This window comes from Streptomyces sp. NPDC050423, from assembly GCF_040655445.1.
Lineage (GTDB): Bacteria > Actinomycetota > Actinomycetes > Streptomycetales > Streptomycetaceae > Streptomyces.
The window spans coordinates 1-15,388 of sequence record NZ_JBFAJY010000024.1; the positions used below are offsets into that span (position 1 = coordinate 1).

Genomic DNA, 15,388 nt, shown 5'->3' on the forward strand with positions numbered 1-15,388 from the left:
GCTCAAGGAGATCAAGGAGGCCGGTCGCGGCCGTGTCTCCGAGTACGCGGAACGCCGCACCGAGCCCGTACCCCTCGGCCGAGGGGTACGGGGGCTCCGTGCGGCCGGGCCGGGTCAGGCCTGCGGCAGGGCCGCCAGCTGGCTGGTGATGCGCTCGATGTCGGTCTCGGCCTTGGCGAGCCGGCCACGGATCTTGTCGACCACGTTGTCCGGGGCCTTGCCGAGGAACGCCTCGTTGTTCAGCTTGCCGTTGGCCTGCGCCTTCTCCTTCTCGGCGGCGCCCAGGTCCTTCGTCAGGCGCTTGCGCTCGGCCTCGATGTCGATCGTGCCGGACAGGTCGAGCGCGACCGTGGCGCCCGCGACCGGCAGCGACGCGGTGGCGTGGAAGCCGTCACCGGCGGGCTGGAGGCGCAGCAGCTGGCGGATGGCCGCCTCGTGCGCGGCGAGCGGCGTACCGGTCAGGTCCAGCTCGGCCGGGACCTTCTGGCCGGGCTGGAGGCCCTGGTCGGAGCGGAAGCGGCGGACCTCGGTGACGACCTGCTGGACGAGCTCGATCTCCTTCTCGGCCGCGTCGTCCCGGAAGCCGCTGTCCTTGGGCCAGTCCGCGATGACGACGGACTCGCGGCCGGTGAGCGCGGTCCACAGGGTCTCCGTGACGAACGGGACGACCGGGTGCAGGAGGCGCAGCATCACGTCGAGGACCTCGCCCAGGACCCGGCCCGAGACCTCGGCCGCCCGGCCGCCGGCGAAGAACGTGGTCTTGGACAGCTCGACGTACCAGTCGAAGACCTCGTCCCAGGCGAAGTGCCGGAGCGCCTCGCTGAGCTTGGAGAACTGGAAGTCGTCGTAGTACGCGTCGACTTCGGCGACCGTCTTGTTGAGGCGGGAGAGGATCCAGCGGTCGGTCACCGACATCTCGCCAACGGCCGGCAGCTCGCCCTCGACCGTCGCGCCGTTCATCAGGGCGAAGCGGGTGGCGTTCCAGATCTTGTTGGAGAACTTGGCGGAACCCTGGACCCACTCCTCGCCGATCGGGACGTCGACACCGGGGTTGGCACCGCGCGCCAGGGTGAAACGGAGCGCGTCGGAGCCGTACTTGTCCATCCAGTCCAGCGGGTTGACCACGTTCCCGAAGGACTTCGACATCTTCTTGCCGTGCTCGTCGCGGACCATGCCGTGCAGCACGATCGTCTCGAACGGCGGGACGCCGTCGTTGACGTACAGGCCGAACATCATCATCCGGGCGACCCAGAAGAAGAGGATGTCGTAGCCGGTGACCAGGACGGAGTTCGGGTAGAACTTCGCGAGGCTGTCGGTCTGTTCGGGCCAGCCGAGCGTGGAGAAGGGCCACAGGCCGGAGGAGAACCAGGTGTCCAGGACATCGCTGTCCTGCGTCCAGCCCTCGCCGGTGGGCGCCTCGTCGTCCGGTCCGACGCAGACGACCTCACCGTTCGGGCCGTACCAGACGGGGATGCGGTGGCCCCACCAGAGCTGGCGCGAGATCGTCCAGTCGTGGAGGTTGTCGACCCAGTCGAAGTACCGCTTCTCCATCTCCTGCGGATGGATCTTGACCTTGCCGTCGCGGACGGCGTCACCGGCCGCCTTGGCGAGCGGCTCGACCTTGACCCACCACTGGAGGGAGAGGCGCGGCTCGATGGTGGTCCTGCAGCGCGAGCAGTGCCCGACGGAGTGGACGTACGGACGCTTCTCGGCGACGATCCGGCCCTCGGCGCGCAGGGCGGCGACGATTGCGGAACGGGCTTCCAGCCGGTCCAGGCCCTGGAAGGGGCCGGGGACGGTGATGACGGCCCGCTCGTCCAGGACGGTGAGGAAGGGCAGGTCGTGGCGCTTGCCGATCTCGAAGTCGTTCGGGTCGTGCGCCGGGGTCACCTTGACGGCTCCGGTGCCGAACTCGGGGTCGACGTGGTGGTCGGCGACGACCGGGATCGTACGGTCGGTCAGCGGCAGCTTGATCTGCCTGCCGACCAGGTGCCGGTAGCGCTCGTCGTCGGGGTGGACGGCGACGGCGGTGTCACCGAGCATCGTCTCGGCGCGGGTGGTGGCGACGACGATGGTCTCGTCGCCCTCCCCGTAGGTCATGGAGACGAGCTCGCCGTCGTCCTCCTGGTACTCGACCTCGATGTCGGAGATCGCGGTGAGACAGCGCGGGCACCAGTTGATGATGCGCTCGGCGCGGTAGATCAGCCCGTCGTCGTACATCCGCTTGAAGACGGTCTGGACGGCCTTGGACAGGCCCTCGTCCATGGTGAACCGCTCACGGGACCAGTCGACACCCTCGCCGAGGCGGCGCATCTGGCCGGAGATCTGGCCGCCGGACTCGTTCTTCCACTGCCAGACGCGCTCGACGAAGGCCTCGCGGCCCAGGTCGTGGCGGGACTTGCCCTCCTTGCCGAGCTCGCGCTCGACGACGTTCTGGGTGGCGATGCCTGCGTGGTCCATACCGGGCTGGTACAGCGCCTCGAAGCCCTGCATCCGCTTGCGGCGGACCAGCGCGTCGATCAGCGTGTGCTCGAAGGCGTGCCCCAGGTGCAGGGAGCCGGTGACGTTGGGCGGCGGGATGACGATGGAGTACGGCGGCTTCTCGCTGTGCTCGTCGGCCTCGAAGTAGCCGCGCTCCACCCAGCGCTCGTACAGCTTCCCCTCTACCTCGGCCGGCGTGTACTGGGTCGGCAGTTCGGGGTTGCTGGCTGGCTGCTGCGCTGCATTCTCGGTCACGCGACACAGTTTAGGGCCGTCACAGTCGTGCACTGAAACCGGTTTGTTGAGTAACGGTGTGCCTCCCGGTGCCCCACCCCCGCGGGCCTTCCGTCAGGATGTTCGGAACGCGTAAGTATGACGAACAGGGGAAACCGCAGATGAGCTTCAACCAGCCGGGCCCGTACGACGGACAGCAGCCCCAGGGCCAGCCCGGACCGTACGGCCAGCAGCCTGGCCCCTACGGCGGCCCGCCGCCGCAGGGCCAGCCGCAGGGCCAGCCCGGTTACGGGTACCCGCAGCAGGCCCCTCAGGGCGTCCCGCCGCAGCAGCAGCCCCCGCAGCCGGGATACGGCTACCCGCAGGCCCAGCAGCCCGGCCCGTACGGCCAGCAGCCCCCCACTCCCCCGTACGGCGGCCAGCCGGGATACGGCCAGCAGCCCCCGTTCCCCCCGGCCCAGCAGCCGAAGAAGAAGACCGGCCTGATCATCGGCGCGGTTGTGGTGGCGCTGGCCGTCGTCGCGGGCGGAGTGTACTTCCTGACGTCGGGCGGCGGCGGAAGCGGCGACGTGGCGGACTCGACCAAGGGCTACAAGCTCACGCCGGCCGCCTCGGTGGACACCTACAAGCAGGACATTTCGAAGGCGAAGCCTGCGACCGCGGTAACCGGCAAGGACAAGACCGAAGCCGACGCCATGGGCGTCAAGAACCCGTACAAGGTCAGCGCACAGTACGTGAGCGGCGACATGGAGAAGAACCCGCTCACCGCGAAGATCCTCATGCTCGAGGGTATCTATGGCGAAATCTCGGACCCCGAGAAGGTCATCGACGGCTCCTTCAAGAACGCCGAGAAGGAAGCGGCGATGAGCGAGGACGCCAAGGGGTCACTGGTCGGCAGCCCCAAGGAAGCCTCGCCTGCCAATTTCGAGGGCGCGCTGATGAAGTGCCAGGACATCAAGGTCATCAATGACGAAGCCGACGGCACGGCGGCCAATGGACCCAAGGAAATGACCATGCCGGTCTGCATCTGGGCCGACTACAGCACCGCGGGTGTGGTGATCGGCTTCGACATCGGTGGGGCCATGACGGACAAGCCGATGTCACAGGACGAAACGGCAACCCTCGCCGCCAAGCTCTACAACACCTCCCGCACCAAGATCTGATCCCGGCACACCGCAACGCGAAGGGGCGCCCAGCCAGTTCACCTGGCCGGGCGCCCCTTCGCGTACGTCTCTACGCCACCGCTACGCGGACTTCTCGTGGCGGCCGTCGTCGTTCTTCCCGATCGTCCGCGGCTCGCGCGGGACCAGGGTCGGGTTGACGTTGTTGCGGACCACGTCCGAGGTGATGACGACCCGGGCGACGTCCTTGCGGGACGGCACCTCGTACATCACCGACTGGAGGACCTCCTCCATGATCGCGCGCAGACCGCGCGCACCGGTCTGGCGCAGGATCGCCTGGTCGGCGATGGCCTCCAGCGCCTCGCGCTCGAACTCCAGCTCCACGCCGTCGAGTTCGAACAGCCGCTGGTACTGCTTCACCAGGGCGTTGCGCGGCTCGATGAGGATCTGGAGCAGGGCCTCGCGGTCCAGGTTGTGGACCGAGGTCAGGACCGGGAGGCGGCCGATGAACTCGGGGATCATCCCGAACTTCACCAGGTCCTCCGGCATGACCTCCTGGAACTGGTCGCTCGCCTGGATCTCCAGCTTGGAGCGGATCGTGGCGCCGAAGCCGATACCCTTCGCGCCGGCCCTGGACTCGATGATCTTCTCCAGGCCGGAGAACGCGCCGCCCACGATGAACAGCACGTTCGTCGTGTCGATCTGGATGAACTCCTGGTGCGGGTGCTTCCGGCCGCCCTGCGGCGGTACGGAGGCGGTGGTGCCCTCCAGGATCTTCAGCAGGGCCTGCTGGACGCCCTCGCCGGAGACATCGCGGGTGATCGACGGGTTCTCGCTCTTGCGGGCGACCTTGTCGATCTCGTCGATGTAGATGATCCCGGTCTCGGCCTTCTTGACGTCGTAGTCAGCGGCCTGGATCAGCTTCAGCAGGATGTTCTCGACGTCCTCGCCGACATAGCCGGCCTCCGTCAGCGCCGTCGCGTCGGCGATGGCGAACGGGACGTTGAGCATCCGGGCCAGTGTCTGCGCGAGGAGCGTCTTGCCCGAGCCCGTGGGGCCCAGCAGCAGGATGTTGGACTTGGCGAGCTCGATCGCGTCGTCGCGGCTCGCACCGCCGCCGTTCTCCCCGGCCTGGACCCGCTTGTAGTGGTTGTACACAGCGACCGAGAGGGCCTTCTTCGCGGGCTCCTGCCCTACGACGTACCCCTCGAGGAACTCGTAGATCTCGCGCGGCTTGGGAAGTTCCTCCCACCGCACCTCGGAGGTCTCCGCGAGCTCCTCCTCGATGATCTCGTTGCAGAGATCGATGCACTCGTCGCAGATGTACACACCGGGTCCCGCAATGAGCTTCTTCACCTGCTTCTGGCTCTTTCCGCAGAATGAGCACTTGAGCAGGTCGCCGCCATCACCGATGCGTGCCACGAGGTGCTTCCCCTTCGCCTGGGAGACGCCTGGTTCAGCGGCTCCTGGTGCCTCTATCCGACGGTACCTTGCCTGGCCCCCCGTTCGGGCCCCCCTTGGCACGGTTCACACGGCCGGGGCCGGGTGACCCTGCCGTGCCAAGGGGTAAAGGCCGACGTCAGGCGGCCGCTCCGGCCGCCGTCTTGCGGGTCGCGACGATCTGGTCGACCAGGCCGTAGGCCAGGGCGTCGTCGGCGGTCAGGATCTTGTCCCGCTCGATGTCGTCGCGGATCTTCTCGATCGGCGTGGTGGAGTGCTTGGCCAGCAGGTCCTCCAGCTGGGTCCGCATCCGCAGGATCTCGTTGGCCGCGATCTCCAGGTCGGAGAGCTGCTCACGGCCGGTCTGCGAGGACGGCTGGTGGATCAGGATACGCGCGTTCGGCAGCGCCAGACGCTTGCCCGCCGTGCCCGCTGCGAGCAGCACGGCCGCGGCGGAGGCCGCCTGGCCCATGCAGACCGTCTGGATGTCCGGCTTCACGAACTGCATCGTGTCGTAGATCGCGGTGAGCGCGGTGAACGAGCCGCCGGGGCTGTTGATGTAGATCGAGATGTCCCGGTCCGGGTCCATCGACTCCAGGCACAGCAGCTGCGCCATGACGTCGTTGGCGGAGGCGTCGTCGATCTGCACCCCGAGGAAGATCACGCGCTCCTCGAAGAGCTTCGCGTACGGGTCGTACTCACGCACGCCCTGCGAGGTGCGCTCCACGAAGCGCGGCACGATGTAGCGGTTGTCCACCTGCGGGCCGGTGTAGAGGCCGCTCGCGGAGGCGCCGGGGAAGTTGTTCATGTGGGTGTTCACCATCCTGGTGGCGTTCTGTGGGCTGGGTTTCTCGGCGTACGAGAGATGCGGTGCGGTGCGACGCGGTCCGGTGGGAACCGGATCAGGCGCCGGTGCCGCCGCCGCCCGGAACGCCCGACGCGATCGTGATGATCTCGTCGATGAGGCCGTAGTCCTTGGCCTCCTCCGCGGTGTACCAGCGGTCGCGGTCGCCGTCGCGGATGATCGTCTCCACGCTCTGGCCGGAGTGGCGGGCGGTGATCTCCGCCATCCGCTGCTTGGTGCGCAGCAGGTACTGGGCCTGGATCTTGATGTCCGAGGCCGTACCGCCGATGCCCGCCGAACCCTGGTGCATGAGGATGTCGGTGTTCGGGAGCGCGAAACGCTTGCCGGCGCTGCCGCCGGTGAGCAGGAACTGGCCCATCGAGGCCGCCATGCCCATACCGATGGTGACCACGTCGTTCGGGATGTACTGCATGGTGTCGTAGACCGCCATGCCGGCCGTCACCGAACCGCCGGGGCTGTTGATGTAGAGGTAGATGTCCTTGTCCGGGTCGGCGGCAAGGAGAAGCAGCTGCGCGGTGATCTTGTTGGCGATCTCATCGTCGACCTGCTGACCGAGGAAGATGATGCGCTCGCCGAGCAGTCGGCTGTAGACCTGGTCACCGAGGCCTCCACCGAGGGACGGCTCTCCGGCGGCGTAGGGCATCAGATTCGTCACGTATCCACCTGCTCGTCTCTGACGGCTCCGGCCGTCTCAGCGTCTTCGTACCGGGTGGGCCGGGACTCCCCGACCCTTCCTATTCATGGACCCTAACGCGCAGGTGGGACAACGCCATCCCGCTTCCGCGACTGTTCGCTGGGAGCGCAAGCTCCGCAGTCCGCACACGGGTTGTGGGGGCCACCGGCGGATACGACGACGGGCCCCGGACGCGGTTGCGTCCGGAGCCCGTCGTACGGGTTCAGAGTCGGGGCTCAGGCCTCGGTCTTCTCCTCGGCCGCGTCGGCCACGGCGTCGGTGGTGCCCTCGGCGGCCTCGACCGCCTCGGTGGCCTCCTCCGCCACGTCCTCGTCGTCCTCCAGGTCGACGACCTCACCGTTGGTGTCGACGACCTTGGCGGCCTCGACGACCACGGCCAGCGCCTTGCCGCGGGCGACCTCGCCGACGAGCATCGGCACCTGGCCACCCTCGACGACGGCCTGGGCGAACTGGTCGGGGCTCATGCCGGAGGACTGCGCGCGCCGCATGAGGTGCTCGGTGAGCTCCTCCTGGTTGACGTTCAGCTTCTCCTTGTTGACGAGCTCGTCAAGGATGAACTGGGTCTTGATGCCCTTGACGGCCTGCTCGGAGGTCTCCGCCTCGAACTCCTCAAGGGTCTTGCCCTGGATCTCCAGGTACTTCTCCAGGTCGAGACCCATCTGGCCGAGCTGGTGGTGCTCAAGGTTGTGCTTGCGGGTCTGGACCTCGTCCGCGAGCAGCTTCTCGGGGATCGGGACCTCGGCGAGCTTCAGCAGCTCCTCGAGGACCCGCTCCTGGGCCTGGGTGGCCTGGTCGTACTGCTTGGTGCTCTCCAGCCGCTTGCGGCTGTCGGCCTTGAGCTCGTCGAGCGTGTCGAACTCGCTCGCCATCTGGGCGAACTCGTCGTCCAGCTCGGGGAGCTCACGGGCGGCGACCGCGGTGACCTTGACGGTGACCTCGGCCTCCTTGCCCTCGGCGGAGCCGCCCTTCAGCTCGGAGGTGAAGGTGGTCTCGCCACCCGCCTCCAGGCCGGTGACGGCGTCGTCGATGCCTTCGAGGAGTTCGCCGGAACCGATGGTGTACGAAACACCCTCGGCCACGCCGTCCTCAAGGACCTCGCCCTCGACCTTGGCGGTCAGGTCGATCGTCACGACGTCGCCGTCGGCGGCGGCGCGCTCGACCGGGTTGGTCGAGGCGAAGCGGTCGCGGAGCTGCTCCACGGCCTTCTCGACGTCCTCGTCGCTGACCTCAAGGGCGTCGACGGTGACCTCGATGCCGGAGTAGTCCGGAATCTCGATCTCGGGGCGTACGTCAACCTCGGCGGTGAAGGCCAGCAGTTCGCCGTCCTTCAGCTCCGTGATGTCGACCTCCGGCTGTCCGAGGACGTTGAGCTCTCCCTCGTTGACGGCCTCGGTGTAGAACTTCGGGAGCGCGTCGTTGACGGCCTCCTCCAGCACTGCACCACGGCCGAACCGCTGGTCGATGACCCGGTTGGGGATCTTGCCCTTGCGGAACCCCTTCACCGAGACCTGCTGGTTGATCTTCTTGTACGCCGCGTCGAGGCTGTCCTTGAGCTCCTCGAAGGGCACCTCAATGCTGAGCCGAACCCGAGTCGGGTTCAGGGTCTCCACGGCGCTCTTCACGGTTCGGTCTCCTTGTGGCTGACTTCTTGGGGTTCTGCTCCACCGCACACGAGGCGGCTTCGCGGACCGAGCCCGGTACATCAGACACACGGGCACGCATTTTGCATAGTAACGGCAAGGGGTAGAACTCCCACAATGCGAGCTTGCCGGTGGTCGGGGTGGCCGGATTCGAACCGACGACCTTCCGCTCCCAAAGCGGACGCGCTACCAAGCTGCGCCACACCCCGTCGGTGCGACACGTAGGGTACATGCCGAGCGGCAGCGCGTCGGCCGCTTTCCCTCGGAGATCGCGCAACGCGACACCGGGTGCGGCGATCGGGTGTGCGGGCAACGCCCGGGACCCGCTACGATGTTTCTCGTGCCGCGGCCCTCGTGACCTGCGGTGCGCTTGCATGCGGGCGTAGCTCAATGGTAGAGCACTAGTCTTCCAAACTAGCTACGCGGGTTCGATTCCCGTCGCCCGCTCCATGCCTCGGGCCCGGCCCGGCGGCATCCTCCTCGGATGACCGCCGGACAGGGCCTTCTGCGTTCCGGGTGCGGAGCGGCCGCGGATCAACTGCTCATCCGCGGCCCCCGATCAGAAACTGATCTGGTTGATGCTCTGCGCTATCGAGTCCATGAACTTCTGGATCGACGGCGCCATGCCGGTCGAGGCCAGGAAGAAGCCGAAGAGCACCGCGACGATCGCGGGTCCGGCCTTGATGGAGCCGCCTCGGATCAGGACCACGAGGACGATCGCCAAAAGAAGCACCACAGACAGTGAAATGGCCACGACTGATCACACCCTCGGTCGGTCCGCCTTGCCGGCCCGGAAGCGTGCGGCCGTGCACACCTCCGTTGGCGTCCATCGTGCCACCAACTCCCCTGTGGTCGCTGCCAGGTGACGCATGGACCGGTCGGTATCACGCCATCTTGCGCCGGTTGCGCGCCGGTGCTCGACACCCCGGCGCGGCCGCCGGCCCAGCAGCCGCACGGCGGGCACAGGGGGACGCGCACAGCAATGAGCGGGGCCCGGGAATGATCTGCAACGGTGATCGTTTCCTTACCCACACACTTTATTCACATGGAATTCCACGGGCCGAATGCGACGTAATTCACTCCCCCAACTACCGCCCGATATGCGCCATTTAAGGAGGACCAACGCTCCCATACCGGGCGAAAATCAAAGGTTTGGCTTTCGATCAACCGGGAACACGCGATATCCGATGGCGGTTTTACGAAATGCAATCGAGACGTCTAGGGTGTTCGAGATGTTCCACGCTCCGAACGTATTTCACAGGGCCCCGCTCCCCCCGGCGACCCGGGAGTCGGAGCCCAGACGCCAGGCGCCTGCGAGGACCCCGGACTCCCCCTCCGCGGTGGCCGTGGCGGAACGGCCCGCGCAGGACGCACCCGCGAAGAAGCGTGACGCCTACTTCGACAACGCCAAGTACCTGGCCATCGTGCTGGTCGCGGTGGCGCACTCATGGGTACCGGTCATGGAGGGAAGCAGGGCGGCCCGCGCGCTGTACATGGTGACGTACACCTTCCACATGCCGGCCTTCATCATTATTTCCGGTTATTTCTCACGTTCGTTCAGCCTGACCCCCGCCAAGGTGAAGCGCCTGGTCACGGGGGTCGCCGTGCCGTATGTGGTGTTCGAGACGGCGTACTCGCTGTTCCGGCGGTACGCGAACGACTCGCCCGATGCGGCGATCAGCCTGCTGGAGCCCTGGTACCTCACCTGGTTCCTGGCCGCCCTGTTCATCTGGCGGCTCACCACACCGATCTGGCAGAACCTGCGCCACCCGCTGGCCGTCTCGCTCGTGATCGCCGTCCTCGCCTCGTTCGCCCCCAGCATCGGCGACGACCTCGACCTGCCGCGCGTGTTGCAGTTCCTGCCGTTCTTCGTGCTCGGGCTCCAGCTCAGGCCCGAGCACTTCCGGATGGTCAAGCGCCGTGAGGTGCGGTTGCTGGCCCTGCCGCTGTTCGCCGGTGCGGCGGTCTTCGCCTACTGGGCGGCGCCCCGGATGCAGCTGGGCTGGTTCCTGCGCGACTCCAGCGCCCAGGACATGAACGCCCCGTGGTGGTCCGGCGCCGTGATGACCCTCGCGCTGTTCGGCTGCGCGACGCTGCTCACCATCGGGTTCCTGGCGCTGGTCCCGCGCCGCCACATGTGGTTCACGGTGCTGGGCGCCGGGACGATCTGCGGCTATCTGCTGCACGGGTTCCTGGTGAAGGGCGCCGGCTACGCGGGCCTCTTCGACCGTAACGACTGGCTGATCTCGCCGACCGGTCTGGTGCTCGTCACCCTGGCCGCCGCGGCCGGCGTGAGCCTGCTGTGCACGCCTCCGGTGCGGCGGGTCATGCGCTGCGTGACCGAGCCGGACATGAACTGGGCGTTCCGACGGGACGCCGCCAAGATCTGAGATCAGGCGGAGCCCGGCCCGGATCCGGGCCGGGCTCCGCCGTGTTGGCTCAATCCCGCTGTTCGGTGGGCGAATTCGGTGCGGTGAGCCCGAGCAGGCTCCGTACCTGCGCATACTTCTCGGCCAGCCGGGTACGGATGGCCGGTTCCAGCACCGCGAGGCGGGCCGGGTCGGCGTTGTGCGCGAGATCGGCCTCCTTGATCAGCAGCGCGCCCGGGGTGGCCAGGATGCGGCGGGTGTACGCCGGCAGGTCCTCGCCGTCCCGCTTGCTGACGGCGAGGACCATGTCCTTCACCTGCTGCGGCAGCGCGGCCCCGGCCAGCCACCGCGCCGACAGCGCGTCGTCCTCGACCGCGTCGTGCAGCCAGGCCGCGGCGATCTGGTCGTCGCTGCCGCCCCCGGCCCGTACGCCCTCGGCGACGGCCGCGAGATGTTCGGCGTACGGCCGGCCCGCCTTGTCCCGTTGACCCGCGTGGGCCTCGCGGGCGATGCGCTCGACTTCGGCCAGGGTCAGCTGTGCGCGGGGGGTCGTCATGGCCCGACTCTACGGACGGGCGGCGGCCCGGCTCAGGGCGGCGGCCGCCGACGGATCGGGACGTCGGTCGGGCATCGGTCGGGGCATCGGTCGGGGCATCGGTCGGGGCCCGATACTTGCAACGTCAATCGTTCGGTAAACTAATTACTGACGATTTCTTGACGCTCTCTTGACCAAGCGAAGGACCGGGCTCATCGGACACGCAGACACGCTCATCGCCATGGGCGGCGCCTTCCTCGCCGCCGCCGTACTCGCCCGCGTGGGCAGCCGCATCGGACTGCCGACCATCCCCCTGTTCATCCTGGCCGGAATCCTGCTCGGCCCGCACACCCCCGGCATCGTCCTCGTCGCCGACCCGCACGACCTGGAGATGCTCTCCGCGCTCGGCCTGGTGCTGCTGCTCTTCTACCTCGGCCTGGAGTTCCACCTCGACGGCCTCAAGGAGGGCGGGCGCAAAATGGCGCTCGCCGGGGGCGCCTATATCGTCCTGAACGTCGGCGCCGGGCTCGGATTCGGCTTCGCACTGGGCTGGGGCACGTCGGAGGCACTGGTCCTCGCCGGGGTGCTCGGCATCTCGTCGTCGGCCATCATCACCAAGGTCCTGGTCGACCTGGGCCGGATCGGCAATCCGGAGACCCAGCCGATCCTGGGCATCATCGTCGTCGACGACGTGTTCCTCGCGCTGTACCTGGCGGCCCTCCAGCCCATCCTCTCGGGCGCCGACAGCCTCGCGGCGGCGGCGGTCGACGGCGGCAAGGCCTTCGGCTTCCTGCTGGTGCTGGCCCTGGCCGCCCGGTTCGGCACCAAGTTCATCAGCAAGCTGATCAACACCCGGGACGACGAACTCCTCGTCATCTCCTTCCTCGGTGCCGCGGTCCTGGTGGCCGGCATCTCGGAGTGGTTCGGAGTCGCGGACGCCATCGGCGCCTTCATGGTGGGTCTGATGCTCGGCAACACCACCTCGGGGGAACGGATCCTCAAACTGGTCCACCCGCTGCGCGACGCCTTCGGCGCGATCTTCTTCTTCGCCTTCGGCCTCTCCATCAACCCCGGCGATCTGCCGGTCGTGCTGTGGGCGGTGCTGGCCGCCGTCGCGTTGACGATCGCCATGAACGTCCTCTCGGGGATAATCACCGCCAGGCTGTACGGGTTCGGTCCGCAGGCCGCGGCGAACATCTCCACCACCCTGGTGGCGCGCGGCGAGTTCGCGCTCATCCTCGCCACGATGGCGGCGGGTGCGGGGCTCGACGAGCGGCTGGCGCCGTTCATCGCCGGGTACGTACTCGTCCTCGCGGTTCTGGCGCCACTGATGGCCGGACGCTCGCACTGGCTGGCCCGGATCCTTCCGGGCGGACGCGGCGCCACACCCGCCCCGATCCGGTGACGGGCCGAAAGCCGTTGACGTACGCCCGGTTCGGGCCAGTTGCGTACGGTTCAGGATTTACGTGACAGAAGCAACAGCGCCCGGTCGTCGTTGACGTCCTTGGCGCACGCCTCGATGAGGTGCCAGGCCGCACCCTCGAAGCCCGTCGAGACATAGCGGTCGGCCTCGCCGGTCAGCCGGTCGATGCCCTCCGCCATGTCCCGTTCGGACGTCTCCACCAGCCCGTCGGTGAACAGCATCAGTACGTCCCCGGGGGCCAGCGAGCCCTTCACGGCGTCGAACTCCGCCCCGTCGTACACCCCGAGCAGGGGGCCCTCCGCGGCCTTCTCCTCCCACCGGCCGCTGCCGGCGTGGAGTTGGAGGGCGGGCGGATGCCCCGCCGAGAGGAGTTCGTAGTCGCCCGATTCGAGGTCCAGGACCAGATGGATCGACGTGGCGAAGCCCTCGTCCCAGTCCTGGCGCAGCAGATAGCCGTTCGCGGCGGGCAGGAAGCCGTGCGGCGGCAGCGACCCGAGGAGCCCGCCGAAGGCGCCCGACAGCAACAGGGCGCGGGAGCCCGCGTCCATGCCCTTGCCGGAGACATCGGTGAGCACGGCCTCCAGGGTGCGGCCGCCGTTGGTGCGGGCCGCGACGACGAAGTCGCCGGAGAAGGACTGCCCGCCCGCCGGGCGCAGCGACATCTCCCGGTGCCAGCCCTGCGGGAGCCGGGGCAGCGCGCTCTGGACCCGGATGCGTTCGCGCAGGTCGAAGAGCATGGTGCCGCCGCGCCGCCACGGCACGCCGACCCTGGCCCGGAACTGGGCGAGCACCAGCCCGAAGAAGCCGCAGGCCGCGACCGTCAGTACGGTCCCGGGGGTGACCCCGATCGTGCCGTCCTTGAACGGGCCGAGCGAGATGGACTCGACGATCAGGGCGGCGGCGGCCGCCGCGTACAGGCCGAGCAGGCTGGCGGGCCGCAGCAGCAGGCCGCCCGCGACGATCGGCAGGACGAGGGCGGTCGGTGAACACCACACGGGGTTCAGGAGGGTGCCGCAGGTGATGGCCGGGATGACCAGCAGCAGGGCGGCCAGGGCGATCCAGTCGGAGCCGTCACCGCGGAAGTAGTCGACCCCGGATCTGCGCAGCGTGCTGCGTACCCGGTGTGCCGATTTCCGCAATCGGGCCGGGTATGTCTCTGCTCCTGCGCGTCGGGCCATTGCGGGGACCTTATCGACCCGACGGCCTCCGGTGCAGGGGGACCCCTGTGACAATGCGTTCGAAATCGGGTCGCTTGCGCGCCGCGCCCCTGGTAGGCATGGCATATGACTACAGAGCTCCGCGTGTTGCGGCCGTCGGAATGGAACGAATGGTTCGAGTGCCTGGAGCTCGCCTTCGGAGGAGTCCCCGAGTCGCCCGAGGAGCGTGAGCTGGTGGAGTCGCTGACCGAGCACGAGCGCTCGGTCGGGATCTGGGACGGCACCGATGTGGTCGCCACGGCAGGGGCGTTCAGCTTCCGGGTGGCCGTTCCGGGCGGGGCGCTGGTGCCGGCCGCGGGTGTGACGATGGTGAGTGTCGCGGCCACCCACCGCAGGCGTGGGCTGCTGACCTCGATGATGCGCCGCCAGCTCGACGACGTGCGGGCACTGGGCGAGCCGATCGCCGTGCTCACGGCGTCGGAGCCGGTGATCTACGGCCGGTACGGGTACGGGGCGGCGACCCGCCAGATGTCCCTGGCGATCGACACGGACCGGGTGCGGCTGAACGTCCCCGAGGGCACGGACGCGATCCGGCTGCGGTACGCGAAGGAGGACGAGGCGGTCGCGGCCTGCGAGGGCGTGTACGCGCGCCTGGTGGCCGGCCGGCCCGGCACTCCGGCCCACGGTCCGGGCTGGGAGCGCAAGGCGCTCACCGATCCGGCGAGTTCACGGCAGGGCGGTTCGGCGTTGCAGTGTCTGCTGGCCGAGCGGGACGGCGAGGTGGTGGGTTACGCGACATACCAAATCAAACCGGAATGGGACGTGTCGGGGCCCAAGGGCCGGGTCACGGTGAGCGATCTGGGGGCGCTGGACCCGGCGGCGTACGCGGCGCTGTGGCGGTTCCTCTTCGGGATCGACCTGACGTCGACGATCGAGGCGCGGAACCGGCCGGTGGACGACGCGGTGCTGCATCTGGTGTCGGACGTGCGGCGGTGCGATGTCCGGCTCCGGGATTCGCTCCATGTGCGGCTGGTGGACGTGGGCGCGGCGCTGGAGGCGCGGAGCTACCGGGCGCCGGTGGACGTGGTGTTCGAGGTGGAGGACGCGTTCTGCCCCTGGAACGCGGGGCGTTGGCGGCTGACGGCCGACACGAAGGGCGGCGCGTCGTGCAAGCGCACGGATGACGCGGCGGATCTGGCGCTGTCGGTGCGGGAGTTGGGGACGGCGTACCTGGGCGGCGAGTCGCTGGGGTCGCTGGCCCTGGCCGGGCGGGTACGGGAGTTGCGGGCGGGGGCGGTCACGGAGGCGTCGTCGGCGTTCCTGTCCGACGTGGCGCCGTGGTTGCCCCGGGGGTTCTAGTCCTCAATCGCCGGACGGGCTGGATTTTCAAGCCCGTCCGGCGATTGAGGACAATCAAGCCCGTCCGGCG

Annotated in this window: 12 protein-coding genes and 2 tRNA genes; 5 read left to right on the plus strand and 9 right to left on the minus strand. The window is 68.5% G+C overall.

Annotation, left to right across the window (positions count from 1 at the left end):
- Window positions 1-114: 114 nt before the first annotated feature.
- Window positions 115-2,736 (minus strand): valine--tRNA ligase, encoded by a 2,622-nt coding sequence (locus tag AB0I52_RS18900; RefSeq protein ID WP_363073942.1) that lies wholly within the window; start codon window positions 2,734-2,736, stop codon window positions 115-117.
- A 140-nt stretch (window positions 2,737-2,876) separates the two neighbouring features.
- On the opposite strand from AB0I52_RS18900, the gene AB0I52_RS18905 reads away from it, so the two are divergent.
- On the plus strand, window positions 2,877-3,878 hold the full coding sequence (locus AB0I52_RS18905; RefSeq protein WP_363073944.1) for a hypothetical protein: 1,002 nt from the start codon (window positions 2,877-2,879) through the stop codon (window positions 3,876-3,878).
- A gap of 81 nt (window positions 3,879-3,959) precedes the next feature.
- Here the strand turns inward: AB0I52_RS18905 and clpX are convergent, their stop codons facing one another.
- The 5 genes from clpX to AB0I52_RS18930 form a co-directional block, all read right to left on the minus strand.
- On the minus strand, window positions 3,960-5,258 hold the full coding sequence (clpX, locus tag AB0I52_RS18910; protein WP_363073946.1) for an ATP-dependent Clp protease ATP-binding subunit ClpX: 1,299 nt from the start codon (window positions 5,256-5,258) through the stop codon (window positions 3,960-3,962).
- Window positions 5,259-5,415: 157 nt separating this feature from the next.
- Window positions 5,416-6,099: an ATP-dependent Clp protease proteolytic subunit gene (locus AB0I52_RS18915; RefSeq protein ID WP_363073948.1), complete on the minus strand. Its 684-nt coding sequence runs from the start codon at window positions 6,097-6,099 to the stop codon at window positions 5,416-5,418.
- 79 nt (window positions 6,100-6,178) lie between these two features.
- A complete protein-coding gene (locus AB0I52_RS18920; RefSeq protein WP_363074087.1) occupies window positions 6,179-6,784 on the minus strand; it encodes an ATP-dependent Clp protease proteolytic subunit in 606 nt (201 codons plus the stop codon).
- Between the two features lie 266 nt (window positions 6,785-7,050).
- On the minus strand, window positions 7,051-8,457 hold the full coding sequence (tig, locus tag AB0I52_RS18925) for a trigger factor (protein WP_363073950.1): 1,407 nt from the start codon (window positions 8,455-8,457) through the stop codon (window positions 7,051-7,053).
- A 150-nt stretch (window positions 8,458-8,607) separates the two neighbouring features.
- Window positions 8,608-8,684: transfer RNA gene (locus AB0I52_RS18930), tRNA-Pro, on the minus strand.
- Between the two features lie 167 nt (window positions 8,685-8,851).
- Here AB0I52_RS18930 and AB0I52_RS18935 point away from each other — a divergent pair.
- Window positions 8,852-8,925, plus strand: a tRNA-Gly gene (locus AB0I52_RS18935).
- A 109-nt stretch (window positions 8,926-9,034) separates the two neighbouring features.
- On the opposite strand, the gene AB0I52_RS18940 is transcribed toward AB0I52_RS18935, so the two are convergent.
- Entirely contained in the window at window positions 9,035-9,229 is a 195-nt protein-coding gene (locus AB0I52_RS18940; RefSeq protein WP_363073952.1) for a hypothetical protein, read from the minus strand.
- A gap of 478 nt (window positions 9,230-9,707) precedes the next feature.
- Between AB0I52_RS18940 and AB0I52_RS18945 the strand changes: the two genes are divergently transcribed.
- The gene (locus AB0I52_RS18945; protein WP_363073954.1) at window positions 9,708-10,865 is read left to right on the plus strand and encodes an acyltransferase family protein; all 1,158 of its coding nucleotides are present in this window, start codon (window positions 9,708-9,710) and stop codon (window positions 10,863-10,865) included.
- A 49-nt stretch (window positions 10,866-10,914) separates the two neighbouring features.
- Here AB0I52_RS18945 and AB0I52_RS18950 read toward each other — a convergent pair whose 3' ends face one another.
- Entirely contained in the window at window positions 10,915-11,400 is a 486-nt protein-coding gene (locus tag AB0I52_RS18950) for an HD domain-containing protein (protein WP_363073956.1), read from the minus strand.
- Between the two features lie 220 nt (window positions 11,401-11,620).
- Between AB0I52_RS18950 and AB0I52_RS18955 the strand changes: the two genes are divergently transcribed.
- Entirely contained in the window at window positions 11,621-12,784 is a 1,164-nt protein-coding gene (locus AB0I52_RS18955) for a cation:proton antiporter (RefSeq protein ID WP_363074089.1), read from the plus strand.
- 50 nt (window positions 12,785-12,834) lie between these two features.
- Here the strand turns inward: AB0I52_RS18955 and AB0I52_RS18960 are convergent, their stop codons facing one another.
- A complete protein-coding gene (locus AB0I52_RS18960) occupies window positions 12,835-13,980 on the minus strand; it encodes a PP2C family protein-serine/threonine phosphatase (RefSeq protein ID WP_363073958.1) in 1,146 nt (381 codons plus the stop codon).
- Window positions 13,981-14,085: 105 nt separating this feature from the next.
- Between AB0I52_RS18960 and AB0I52_RS18965 the strand changes: the two genes are divergently transcribed.
- Window positions 14,086-15,318, plus strand: a complete 1,233-nt coding sequence (locus AB0I52_RS18965) for a GNAT family N-acetyltransferase (protein ID WP_363073960.1) — start codon at window positions 14,086-14,088, stop codon at window positions 15,316-15,318.
- Window positions 15,319-15,388: the final 70 nt, after the last annotated feature.

Bases quoted from the DNA above. Each gene is read 5' to 3' on its own strand.
- AB0I52_RS18905 (WP_363073944.1), top strand. From the start codon at position 2,877: ATGAGCTTCAACCAGCCGGGCCCGTACGACGGACAGCAGCCCCAGGGC.
- AB0I52_RS18915 (WP_363073948.1), bottom strand. From the start codon at position 6,099: ATGGTGAACACCCACATGAACAACTTCCCCGGCGCCTCCGCGAGCGGC.
- AB0I52_RS18920 (WP_363074087.1), bottom strand. From the start codon at position 6,784: ATGCCCTACGCCGCCGGAGAGCCGTCCCTCGGTGGAGGCCTCGGTGAC.
- AB0I52_RS18945 (WP_363073954.1), top strand. From the start codon at position 9,708: ATGTTCCACGCTCCGAACGTATTTCACAGGGCCCCGCTCCCCCCGGCG.
- AB0I52_RS18950 (WP_363073956.1), bottom strand. From the start codon at position 11,400: ATGACGACCCCCCGCGCACAGCTGACCCTGGCCGAAGTCGAGCGCATC.
- AB0I52_RS18955 (WP_363074089.1), top strand. From the start codon at position 11,621: ATGGGCGGCGCCTTCCTCGCCGCCGCCGTACTCGCCCGCGTGGGCAGC.
- AB0I52_RS18960 (WP_363073958.1), bottom strand. From the start codon at position 13,980: ATGGCCCGACGCGCAGGAGCAGAGACATACCCGGCCCGATTGCGGAAA.
- AB0I52_RS18965 (WP_363073960.1), top strand. From the start codon at position 14,086: ATGACTACAGAGCTCCGCGTGTTGCGGCCGTCGGAATGGAACGAATGG.